Origin of the sequence: Seohaeicola zhoushanensis, assembly GCF_014656415.1 — a bacterium.
GTDB lineage: Bacteria > Pseudomonadota > Alphaproteobacteria > Rhodobacterales > Rhodobacteraceae > Seohaeicola_A > Seohaeicola_A zhoushanensis.
On the sequence record NZ_BNCJ01000006.1, the window covers coordinates 199,218 to 209,875 of the forward strand.

At 67.1% G+C, this 10,658-nt stretch carries 10 protein-coding genes; 8 read left to right on the plus strand and 2 right to left on the minus strand.

The genetic code is table 11. The features are described 5' to 3' along the window. Window positions 1-8 precede the first annotated feature (8 nt). Window positions 9-1,145: an aromatic ring-hydroxylating oxygenase subunit alpha gene (locus IE266_RS13255; RefSeq protein WP_189680568.1), complete on the minus strand. Its 1,137-nt coding sequence runs from the start codon at window positions 1,143-1,145 to the stop codon at window positions 9-11. A gap of 278 nt (window positions 1,146-1,423) precedes the next feature. Between IE266_RS13255 and IE266_RS13260 the strand changes: the two genes are divergently transcribed. After that, entirely contained in the window at window positions 1,424-2,599 is a 1,176-nt protein-coding gene (locus IE266_RS13260) for a serine hydrolase domain-containing protein (protein WP_189680569.1), read from the plus strand. A 4-nt stretch (window positions 2,600-2,603) separates the two neighbouring features. Here IE266_RS13260 and IE266_RS13265 read toward each other — a convergent pair whose 3' ends face one another. Then, entirely contained in the window at window positions 2,604-3,290 is a 687-nt protein-coding gene (locus IE266_RS13265; protein ID WP_229864103.1) for a GntR family transcriptional regulator, read from the minus strand. A gap of 197 nt (window positions 3,291-3,487) precedes the next feature. Here IE266_RS13265 and IE266_RS13270 point away from each other — a divergent pair, with 197 nt between their 5' ends. The 7 genes from IE266_RS13270 (at window position 3,488) to IE266_RS13300 (ending at window position 10,585) form a co-directional block, all read left to right on the plus strand. Continuing rightward, on the plus strand, window positions 3,488-4,501 hold the full coding sequence (locus tag IE266_RS13270; protein ID WP_189680570.1) for a TRAP transporter substrate-binding protein: 1,014 nt from the start codon (window positions 3,488-3,490) through the stop codon (window positions 4,499-4,501). A 79-nt stretch (window positions 4,502-4,580) separates the two neighbouring features. Next, a complete protein-coding gene (locus IE266_RS13275) occupies window positions 4,581-5,393 on the plus strand; it encodes a TRAP transporter small permease subunit (protein ID WP_189680571.1) in 813 nt (270 codons plus the stop codon). A 1-nt stretch (window position 5,394) separates the two neighbouring features. Further along, window positions 5,395-6,990: a TRAP transporter large permease gene (locus IE266_RS13280; protein WP_189680572.1), complete on the plus strand. Its 1,596-nt coding sequence runs from the start codon at window positions 5,395-5,397 to the stop codon at window positions 6,988-6,990. A gap of 103 nt (window positions 6,991-7,093) precedes the next feature. Further along, complete coding sequence (locus tag IE266_RS13285) at window positions 7,094-8,035, plus strand: phytanoyl-CoA dioxygenase family protein (protein WP_189680573.1); 942 nt, start codon at window positions 7,094-7,096, stop codon at window positions 8,033-8,035. 16 nt (window positions 8,036-8,051) lie between these two features. Further along, window positions 8,052-8,939 (plus strand): NAD(P)-dependent oxidoreductase, encoded by an 888-nt coding sequence (locus tag IE266_RS13290; RefSeq protein ID WP_189680574.1) that lies wholly within the window; start codon window positions 8,052-8,054, stop codon window positions 8,937-8,939. 3 nt (window positions 8,940-8,942) lie between these two features. Then, window positions 8,943-9,665, plus strand: a complete 723-nt coding sequence (locus tag IE266_RS13295) for an SDR family oxidoreductase (protein WP_189680575.1) — start codon at window positions 8,943-8,945, stop codon at window positions 9,663-9,665. 5 nt (window positions 9,666-9,670) lie between these two features. Continuing rightward, a complete protein-coding gene (locus IE266_RS13300) occupies window positions 9,671-10,585 on the plus strand; it encodes a DMT family transporter (protein WP_189680576.1) in 915 nt (304 codons plus the stop codon). Window positions 10,586-10,658 lie beyond the last annotated feature (73 nt).

Below are 10,658 nucleotides of genomic sequence, written 5' to 3' on the forward strand. Positions count from 1 at the left end.
GGCGCGTCTCAACGCCGTTCCCCAAGCGCCTCCAACACCCAGGCGTGGAAGCGGTGGATGTCGAACTCCTGCGGCATCAGCCGGCCGGCGCGGAATTTCGGCGAATGCAGCCCGCGCTGGTTCAACTCGCAGGCCTCGCCGTCCTGGGCGATCACCCGTTCCGCGAACCCCGTGACGTTCTCCAGGTCGAACCCCGGCGCGGCCAGGGTTTCGGGCAGGAAGAGCCACTCGGCAGAGAGCCGCGTGCGCTCGGGCGCCAGCGCGGTCAGCGTCACGACGCGGACGTAATCGACATGGGCCACCACGAAGCACGAAGGGTAGATCGTCACGAAAGTATGCCCGGCCGCCCGCTGCTCGGCGCTCAGCCCCTCGAATTCGGCCCCGCAGGGCGCGCCGTCCAGCGTCCAGCTGCGCGCGCCCGGTTTCAGCGCCGGCCCGGCCGGGCCGCCCTGCCAGTCCCTGCGCTCGGGCTCGGACATCACGCCTTCGCGGTAGACCGGCACGAGGTCGACCAGCTCGGGATGGATGCCGGGGCAATGCAGGCACTCGTTGTAATTCTCCCAGAATATCTTCCAGTTGCAGGCCAATTCCTTCTCGGCCCGGTGGCCGATCACCAGCCGGTCCATCGGCCAGTTGTCGAGCGCGGTCAGCCCCAGGTCGGGTGCAAAGGGCGGCGGGTCGTCGGCGAGGCTGAGGAAGACCAACCCGTTCCACTCGGTCAGCGCCACCGGGAAGAGGCCATGCGCGGCCTTGTCGAAATCCGCCGTGGGGGTGCCGAAGCCGGTCGAAACCAGCCGCCCGGAGATGTCATAGGCCCAGGCGTGATAGGGGCAGCGGATCAGCCGCCCGTTGAAATCGGCCCGCGTCTCGGTGCAGAGCGCCGCACCGCGATGGCGGCAGGTGTTGTGAAAGGCCCGCAGCGCGCCGTCAGGATCGCGCAGCACTATCACCTCGACCCCGCCGACCCGGCGCAGCTCCAGCCGGCCCTCGGCAAAGGCGCTTTTATGCCCCACGAGTACCCAGTGCCGCCGCCATATCGACGCCTGTTCGCGTGCGAACCAGCCGGGGTCGAGATAGGCTTCGACGGGCAGGCCCTCGGGGCAGTTGGTCAGCAGCGGCGAGGCGGCGGGAGGCTGGGCATTCATGGCAGGATGCTCCGTTCCGGATGGCCACAAGCCTAGACCCGAGCCAGTTGTTTCGCCAAGCCCTTGGGCGTTGGTCGGTTTGGGCGGGAGAGACCGCCGCATCCATTTTGACCAAAAACTATTTAATATCAATTAATTAAAACTATATTCGAATGTATCACCTCAAGCAGCCGCGACCTCATGCCCCCCAATTCAACGCGAAAAAGGCTGGACCATCCCCCGCTTCCCGGCCCAAAGCTGCCCGGACACAGCAGCCACCCGACAGACAACCGAACCCCATGACGACCCTCCTTTCCGACCACCCCTTCGCCCGCGCCGATGTCGGCCTGCACAACTGGCGCGAACGACCCTACAGCACATGGGCCTTCGAACATGTGGGCGAACTGGTGCCCTCGGCCCTGGTGCGCGGCGCGGCCACGCCGGACCTGCCGCGCGGGCTGGAGGCCGGGTTCCTCGACGCGCCCTTCGGCCCTTCGCGGCCCGAGACCAGCCTCTCCGACTACCTCGCCCTCAGCGAGACCGACCACCTGCTGATCGCGCGCGGGCGCAGGGTTATCGCCGAATGGCACGCACCCCATGCGCGGGCCGCCCAGCCGCACCTCGTCTTCTCGGTCACCAAGTCGGTGACGGCCCTGCTCGCCGGCCTCCTCGAAGACAGCGGCGCGCTCGACGTGGCCCGCCCGGTGTCACACTACCTGCCCGAGGCCGCCGCCGGCGCCTTTGGCGACGCCACCGTGCGCGACCTGCTCGACATGCGCGTGAGCCTGGATTTCACCGAATCCTACCTCAACCGCGACGGCGACTATGCCCGCTATCGCCGCGCCATGCTGTGGAACCCGCGCGAAGCAGGCGACCGCGAGGAGAGCCTCGCCGAACTGCTGTTCCACGCCCGCAAGGGCGACGGCGCCCACGGCGGCCCGTTCCACTACCAGTCGCCCAATTCCGACGTGCTCGGCATCCTCGTCGAGCGGGTGTCCGGGGTTCCCTATGCCGACCTGCTGTCGCAGGCGTTCTGGCAGCCGCTCGGCTGCGCCGACGGGCTGCTCACGGTCGATGCCATCGGCACCCCGCGCGGCGCCGGCGGCCTTTGCGCCCGCGGCGACGACCTGTTGCGCCTCGGCCGGCTGATCCTGGATGGCGGCGCGGCGGGCGGGCGGCAGCTGATCTCGGAGCGCTGGATTGCCGACATGGCCGGGAACGGCGACGAGGCCGCCTGGGCCAGCGGCAATTACCACGACTTCCTGCCCGGCGGGCGCTATCGCAGCCAGTGGTACATGCCCGCCCGCCCCTCGCGCGCCGTCATGGCCATCGGCATCCACGGCCAATGGCTCTGCGCCGACCCGACCACCGACACGGTCATCGTCAAGCTGTCGAGCCAGTCGCTGCCGCAGGACGACCGCTTCGACGACGACAACGTGCGGCTGATGGCCCGGCTGCTGGAACTGGCCGCCTAGGGCCTCAGCCCCGCCCGTTCCGCGCCGCCTCTTCCGCCTCCTTGGCGAAACGGTTCTGCACGTTCAGACTCAGGTGCTCCAGGTGCGACTGGATCGCCGCCCGCACCTGTTCGGCGTCGCGCTTCTTCAGCCCCTCGACGATCTCGCGGTGCTGGCGCAGCACCCGTTCCCGTGATTCGCGCTGGCTCGCCGAAAGGTAGCGCACCCGCCAGAGCCGCTGAAGATAGGCGCGGTGAGTCTCGGCCAGCGAAGCATTGTGCGAAGCCTCGGCGATGGCGCGATGCAGGCTCATGTCGATCTCGAAGAGGTCGAGCTTGTCAGCATTGTCATAGCGCGCCTCCATCGCCGTCTGGATCGCCTCGATGGCCGCGATATCGGCGTCGCTCGCCTGCTTGCAGGCCAACTCCCCCGACAGAAGCTCGAGCGCCATCAGCACCTCGATGGCATCGGTCGCCTCCTTCAACGTCGGGCTCGCCACCACCGGGCTGCGCGAGGGGCGCAGGATCACCAGCCCCTCCTTTGCCAGGATCCGGATCGCCTCGCGCATCGGCGTGCGGCTGACGCCCATGCCGCCGGCGTTTACCCGTTCCTTGATCGGGTCCCCCGGCGCCAGTTTCCCGCGCAGGATGTCGCGCCGCAGCTGACGCGCGATCTGTTCTGGAAGGGTCGTATCCGCGATCTCTTCAGACAAAAGATTTTCCCTTCGGATCAGCCACTTGCAGGACCAGTCTCGCAGCCCGGCAGAATATTCCGAATTTGGTATACCAAATCGGATTGATTGTGGGCAACGGTTTCGTTAGCGTTGCTCCAGATGGTATACCATCTTGAACCCGGGAGGAGGAACCCGGGGCAGCAAAAGCGACCCACAGGGTCGCATAGGGAGGAATGATGAAACTCAGCACCTTGCTCAAATCCGCGGTTGCGTTTTCACTGGTTGCAGGCGTGGCTTCAGCCGAGACCCACCTGCGCATCCAGACGCATTACGCACCCGAATCCGTCTCTGGCAAGCTGGCAGGCCAGTTCGTCGACGACATTCAGACCATGTCGAACGGCGAGATCACCATCGAGATGTTCTACTCCTCGTCGGTGGTCGCCACGGTCGAGGCATTCGACGCCGCGGCCAACGGCATTCTCGACTGCGACATGACCGGCGGCGCCTATCAGACCGGCAAGAACCCGGCCTTCCAGTTCGTCGGCGACATCATGGGCGGCTACAACACGCCCTACCAGCAGCTGAGCTGGCTCTATCACGGCGGCGGCTATGACGCCGCGCAGTCGCTCTACAACCAGTTCGGGATGCAGCTGATCGGCTGGTGGGTCTACGGGCAGGAAAGCTTCGCCTCGACCAAGCCCATTGCCTCGCCGGCCGACTTCAAGGACTGGAAGTTCCGCTCGCCGCCGGGCCTGGAAACCGAGATCTTCGCCGAGCTTGGCGCCAAGCCCATCGTGATGGACTTCACCGAGGTCTTCACCGCGCTGGAAACCGGCATCATCGACGGCGCCGATGCCTCGGGCATCGCCAACAACAAGTCGATGGGTCTCTACGATATCGCCAAGTTCGCGAACTATCCCGGCTTCCATTCGATGCCCTCCGACCACCTCGCCTGCAACAAGGCGGTATGGGACGGGATGCCCGAGCATCACCGCCGCATCGTCGACACCGCCATGCAGAAGCTGGCGCTGCAGACCGCGCTGACCTTCGAGAAGGCCAACGCCGAAGCCGTGGCCGCGCTGAAGGCGGACGGCGTGACCATCAACACCTGGAACGACGCCGACCTCGCCTCGTTCCGCGCCGCCGCCCAGAAAGCCTGGGACGGCTGGGCCGCCAAGACCCCGGAAGCCGCGGCGCTGGTTGCCAGCCACCGCGAGTACCTGGGCCAGCTCGGCCTGATCGCAAAGTGACGCGCGCGCACCGCGCATGACTTGGCGGCGAGCCCCTTGCCGGGGCTCGCCTTTTTTGCCCCCCATCCGGAGGTCCGCCATGCAGGACTCGCCTTCCCTCTGGCTTGGCCCGATGCGCCGGCCCGTGCGCCTCGCGGCAATTGTGGCCGGCGCGCTGACCCTCGCCCTGGCTCTGGTGATGTTCGTCAACAACCTGATCTACACCGACGCCTCGGGAATGCACGAGATGCTGCGCCCCGCGGGCCGCCCGATCGTGCAGGCCATGCTGGCGCTGCTGGCGATCTCCTTCCTTTTGGCCTCGGTCTATCTCAGCGATACCATCGGCGTGATCGAGCCGCGCCCCACCGGCCCCTTCGACATCCTGTCGCTGGCCCTCGGCCGCCTGGCCATGATCGGTGTGGTCTTCATCGTCCTGGTGATGTTCTACGAGGTCGTCGCCCGCTATGTCTTTGAAAAACCGACGCTCTGGGCCAACGAGCTCTCGCTCTGGATCGCCGGTTTCGTGCTGCTCTTCGCCGGGCTCTACGCCATGCAGCAGCGCAGCCATATCCGCATCTACATCATCTACGACATGATGCCCCGCTGGGCGCAGAAGACGGCCGACGTGGTGTCCCTGGCGCTGATCTGGGTCTTTGCCATCTGCCTGATCTGGGGCGGCTACAACGAGGCGCGGGACAAGTTCCTGCGCATGGAGACCTTCGGCACCGCCTGGGATTCGCCGCTGCCCGCGACGATCAAGCCCGCAATCCTGCTCATCATCCTGCTGGTGGCGATCCAGGCGCTGAGCAACCTGATCGCCGACTGGAACAAGGATCCCGGCAGCCACAGCCCCGCCGACGAGATCGACCAGGCCGAAATCGAGAACATCCGCCGCGCGGTGGAGGGAGACTAGAATGATCGACATCGGCACCCTCTCCCTGATCCTGCTGCTCGGCATGTTCTCCCTGCTGGCGATCGGGATGCCGCTGGGCTTTGCCTCGGCCTTCCTGGCGGTGGCCACGCTGGTGATGAAATTCGGCCCCGACCTGCTCTTCGGCAGCTTCGGGCGCGGGCCCTTCTCGGTGCTGGGCCAGGCGGTCTACCGGCAGATGACGAACTACGTCCTGATATCGGTGCCGCTGTTCATCTTCATGGCGGCGCTGCTGGAACGCTCCGGCATCGCGCGTGACATGTATTCCTCGCTCAACGTCTGGCTCTCGCGCACGCGGGGCGGCATCGCCTTCGTCACTTCGATCATGGCGGTGATCATGGCGGCGATGTCGGGCATCATCGGCGGCGAGGTGGTCCTGCTGGGCCTGATCGCCCTGCCCCAGATGCTGCGGCTCGGCTACAACCAGAACCTCGCCATCGGAACCATCTGCGCCAGCGGCAGCCTCGGCACCATGATCCCACCCTCGATCGTGCTGATCTTCTACGGCCTCGTTACCGAGACCTCGATCAAGGCGCTGTTCACCGCCTCCTTCCTGCCGGGCTTCATGCTGGCCTCCTTCTTCATCATCTACATCTTCGTGCGCACCCGGCTCGACCCCGACCAGGCGCCGCTGCCGCCGGCCGATCCGAACGATCCGCCGACGGGCGAGAAGGCGCTGATGTTCCTCGGCTTCCTCGCACGATTCACCCTCTGGATCGCCGGCGCGATGCTGCTGCGGGCGCTGTTCTTCACGGTGACCGGCTCCAACCGCATCGTCGAGGGCGTCGACCCGATCCCGCTCGGGATGGTGTCCGACATCCCCTGGATCGTCGGCGCCTTCTTGATAGCGCTGGCGGTGGTGTTCGTGGTCGTCGGCCGCGAGCGCACCGCGCGCGGCTGGGAGATGGGCCGCGGCCTGATCGCGCCCACCGTGGTGATCGGCGTGGTGCTGGGGTCGATCTACGGCGGCATCACCGGCATCACCGAAGCCGCCGGCATGGGCGTCATCGCGGTCTTCGTGATCGGCCTCATCCGCCGCGAGATGACCTTCGAGATCGTCTGGGACGCGGTGATGCGCACGCTCAAGTCGACCGGCACGATCATCTGGGTCACCATCGGCGCCGCAGCGCTGGCCGCCGCCTACACGCTTGCGGGCGGGCCGACCTATGTGGCCAACATGATCGTCGGCTATGACCTGCCCACGATGGGGATCATCCTGGTGATGATGTTCATCTTCCTCATCATGGGCATGTTCATGGACTGGGTCGGCATCGTGCTGCTGATCATGCCGGTCTTCCTGCCGATCGTGCTGAAATTGCCGGTCGAGGAGATCGGCTGGTTCGGCACCATCGAGCCGCGCCAGGTGGCAATCTGGTTCGGGGTGGTCTTCTGCATGAACATGCAGGTGAGCTTCCTATCACCGCCCTTCGGACCGGCGGCCTTCTACCTCAAGTCGGTGGCCCCGGATCACATCTCGCTCACCGACATCTTCCGCGGCTTCCTTCCCTTCATCAGCATCCAGCTGCTGGCCCTGCTGGTGCTGCTGGCCTGGCCGCCCATCGTGACGGTGTTCCTGTGACAGGCGCCCCTCGTCTCCTCGCTCCGGCGGGTCTGCAGACCCTCCCCTCTCCCCTCGGGGGAGAGGGGCCGGGGGTGAGGGGAACCTCGCGAAAGCCACGCCCATGCTGACCCGATCCCAGATCGACCGCTTCAACACCGAAGGCGTTCTCGTCGTCGAGGACATCCTTTCCCCCGACCTCCTCGCCCGCATCCGCGCCGAATATGCCGACCTCCTCGACAGGCTCTACGAAGGCTGGCACGCCGAGGGCCGCGTGCCGCAAGCCGGCACCCAGGACTTCTGGGCCAAGCTGCTGACCAGCTATCGCGCGGGCTGCGACTGGTTCCAGCCGATGGACATCTCGCTGCCCGGCGACACCATCCTGGCCGACACCCCCTTCCACTTCGGCCCCGCCGTCTTCGACATGCTGACCTGCCCGGCGCTGCTCGACACCGTCGAGGCGCTGATCGGCCCCGAGCTCACCTCGAACCCGATCCAGCACGTCCGCATCAAGCCCCCCGCCACCGACCTGCGCGGCGACGAGATCCGCGCCCATGTCACCGCGACCGACTGGCACCAGGACCGCGCCGTCGCCCATGCCGAGAGCGATGCGACGCAGATGGTCACCGTCTGGCTCGCCATCACCGACGCCACGGTCGAGAACGGCTGCCTGCAGGCGATCCCCGGCAAGCCGCGGATGTATCCGCATTGCCCGAAAAAGCAGACCGCCATCGCCGACGGCTTCATCGACGAGGCCGACGCAAGGCCGCTGCCGGTGAAGGCCGGCGGCGCGGTGATCTTCCACCCGCTGACGCCCCATGCCTCGCTGGTCAACCGCACCGACGGGTTCCGGTGGTCCTTCGACATCCGCTACAACGTCACCGGCCAGCCCACGGGCCGCGCCCATTTCCCGAGCTTCGTGGCGCGTTCCCGCCGCGATCCGGGCAGCGAACTGAGAGATTGGCGCGCCTGGCGCGATCTCTGGGTTGAAGCCCGCGCGCGCCTCGCGCAGAAACCTCACATACCCATTCACCGTTGGCAGGCCGACAGCCCCGCCTGCGCCTGAGAAGTGGACCCAAAGCATGACGGACAAGAAGATCGGATTCATCGGCCTCGGCCTCATGGGCCGCGCCATGGTGCAGCGCCTGCAGGACAAGGGCTACGCGCTCACCGTGCTCGGCAACCGCGACCGCGCCGGCGTCGAGGCGGCGCTGGCGCGCGGCGCGACCGAGGCGAAGACCGCCCGCGAGGTGGCCGAGACCTCGGATATCGTGATGCTCTGCATGGGCACCTCCGACCAGGTCGAATCCCGCATCTACGGCGAGGACGGCGTGCTGGCGGGCGTGCGCGCGGCGCAGGTGGTGATCGACTTCGGCACCTCCCTGCCCGCCTCGACCCGCAAGATCGGCGCCGAAATGGCGGCGAAACAGGCGGTCTACCTCGACGCCCCGCTCGGCCGCACCCCGGCCCATGCGGTCGACGGCAAGCTGAACATCATGTGCGCCGGCGATTTCACCGCCTACAACCGGGTGAAGCCGGTGCTCGACGACCTGGGCGAGAACGTCTTCCACCTCGGCGATCTCGGCTCGGGGCATACGATCAAGCTCATCAACAACTTCTTCGCCATGACCACCGCCTGCGCCATGTCCGAGGCCTTCGCGCTGGCCGACATGGCCGGCATCGACCGCCAGAAGCTCTACTCGGTGATGGCCGCGGGGCCGCTGCGTTCGGGCATGATGGATTTCATCCGCAACTATGCCGTCGACGGCAAGATCGACCTTGCCTTCTCGATTGCCAATGCCTCCAAGGACGTGACCTACTACCGTGGCATGGCCGAGGAGATGGGCGCGGCCTCGCGCATGTCAGGCGCGGCCTTTGCAACGCTGACCGAAGCCCGCGACAACGGCGCGGCCGACCACATGGTGCCGCAGATGGTCGACTATCTCGCGGCGCACCTGAAGGACAAGTAGACCATGAGACTGAGCGGAAAACGCGCCTTCGTCACCGCCGCCGGACAGGGCATCGGCAAGGCCATCGCCACCGCCTTCGTGCGCGAGGGCGCCACGGTGATCGCCACCGACCTGCGCGCCGGACTGCTCGACATCGCGGGCGCCGAGACATTCGCCCTCGACGTCACCGACAAGGCGGCGCTGCAGGCCGCCGTTACAGAAGCGCGCCCCGACATCCTGGTGAACTGCGCCGGCTTCGTGCATTCCGGCACCATTATCGAGGCCACCGACGAGGACTTCGACTTTGCCTTCCGCCTCAACGTGCGGGCCCAGTTCCATTCGATCCAGGCCGCCCTGCCCGGCATGATCGAACGCGGCGGCGGCTCGATCGTCAACATCGCCTCGGTCGCCTCCTCGATCATCGCCGCGCCCAACCGCTTCGTCTACGGCGCCTCCAAGGCGGCGGTCATCGGGCTGACCAAGTCGGTGGCGGTGGATTTCGTGACCAAGGGCATCCGCTGCAACTGCATCTGCCCCGGCACGGTCGAAAGCCCCTCGCTGCAGGACCGGCTGCGCGCCACCGGCGACTACGAGGCCGCCAAGGCCGCCTTCATCGCCCGCCAGCCGATGGGCCGCATCGGCACACCCGAGGAGATCGCCCATCTCGCCGTCTATCTCGGCTCGGACGAGAGCGCCTTCACCACCGGGCAGGCCCATGTGATCGACGGCGGCTGGGCCGCGGGTTAAGTCGCATGGCGGTCCAGGCCCGCGAGGACCGCACCGCCCGCGGCGTCGCCCTGATGGCGCTGGCGGTGGTCTTCTTCACCCTGATCGACAGTTCCGCCAAGTGGCTTATGCTGGCCGGGCTGCCGGCGCTACAGGTGGTGTTCTGCCGCTATGCCGGCGCCTTCGTCTTCTCGCTGCTGGTCTTCCTGCCCCGCGAGGGGCTGGTCGCCTTCCGCTCGGCCCGGCCCGGCCTGCAGGCGCTGCGCGCGGTGCTGCTGCTCGGCAGCACGGTGCTGAACTTCATGGCGCTCTTCTACCTGCCGATCACCGTGACCACGACGATCAACTTCGCCGGGCCCATCGTCGTCACCCTGCTGTCGATCCCGCTGCTTGGCGAACAGGTCGGCATCCGCCGCATCGCCGCGGTCTGCACCGGCTTTGTCGGCGTGCTGGTGGTGATGCAGCCCTGGGGCGCGGAATTCCACCCGGCAATGCTGCTGAACCTCGGCGCGCTGAGCTTTGCCGGCCTCTACTTCGTACTGACCCGCAAGCTCGCCGGGATCGAGAGCAATTCGACGGCCCAGCTCTGGTCCACCGGTTTCGCCACCTGCGCCATGGCGCCCTTCGCGCTTGGTCTCTGGACCTGGCCGACCACCGCCTGGGATTTCACAGTGATGCTCGCCATCGGCTGTTTCGGCGCGCTCGGGCATATCTGCGCCACCTCGGCCCACCGGCTGGCCGATGCCTCGATCCTTGCGCCGGTGGTCTATATCCAGCTGCTGCTGGCGGCCCTGGCCGGGATCCTGTTCTTCGACACCTGGCCGACCTTCTGGCTGCTGGTCGGCGGCGCGATCATCATCGGCTCGGGCCTCTACATCTGGCAGCGCGAACGGCAGAAGGGCCGCCCGCCCTCGCCCCCCGACCCGCGCCGCGCGCCCTGAGAGCGCGGTGAAGGATGGGGGCGCTGCCCCCGCCGCGCCTGCGGCGCGACTCCCCCTGTCTATTCCGGCCTGT

Excerpts from the sequence above, each read along its gene's own strand:
- IE266_RS13300 (WP_189680576.1), top strand. The coding sequence starts at position 9,671 with ATGGCGGTCCAGGCCCGCGAGGACCGCACCGCCCGCGGCGTCGCCCTG.
- IE266_RS13260 (WP_189680569.1), top strand. The coding sequence starts at position 1,424 with ATGACGACCCTCCTTTCCGACCACCCCTTCGCCCGCGCCGATGTCGGC.
- IE266_RS13280 (WP_189680572.1), top strand. The coding sequence starts at position 5,395 with ATGATCGACATCGGCACCCTCTCCCTGATCCTGCTGCTCGGCATGTTC.
- IE266_RS13295 (WP_189680575.1), top strand. The coding sequence starts at position 8,943 with ATGAGACTGAGCGGAAAACGCGCCTTCGTCACCGCCGCCGGACAGGGC.
- IE266_RS13255 (WP_189680568.1), bottom strand. The coding sequence starts at position 1,145 with ATGAATGCCCAGCCTCCCGCCGCCTCGCCGCTGCTGACCAACTGCCCC.
- IE266_RS13270 (WP_189680570.1), top strand. The coding sequence starts at position 3,488 with ATGAAACTCAGCACCTTGCTCAAATCCGCGGTTGCGTTTTCACTGGTT.
- IE266_RS13290 (WP_189680574.1), top strand. The coding sequence starts at position 8,052 with ATGACGGACAAGAAGATCGGATTCATCGGCCTCGGCCTCATGGGCCGC.
- IE266_RS13275 (WP_189680571.1), top strand. The coding sequence starts at position 4,581 with ATGCAGGACTCGCCTTCCCTCTGGCTTGGCCCGATGCGCCGGCCCGTG.
- IE266_RS13285 (WP_189680573.1), top strand. The coding sequence starts at position 7,094 with ATGCTGACCCGATCCCAGATCGACCGCTTCAACACCGAAGGCGTTCTC.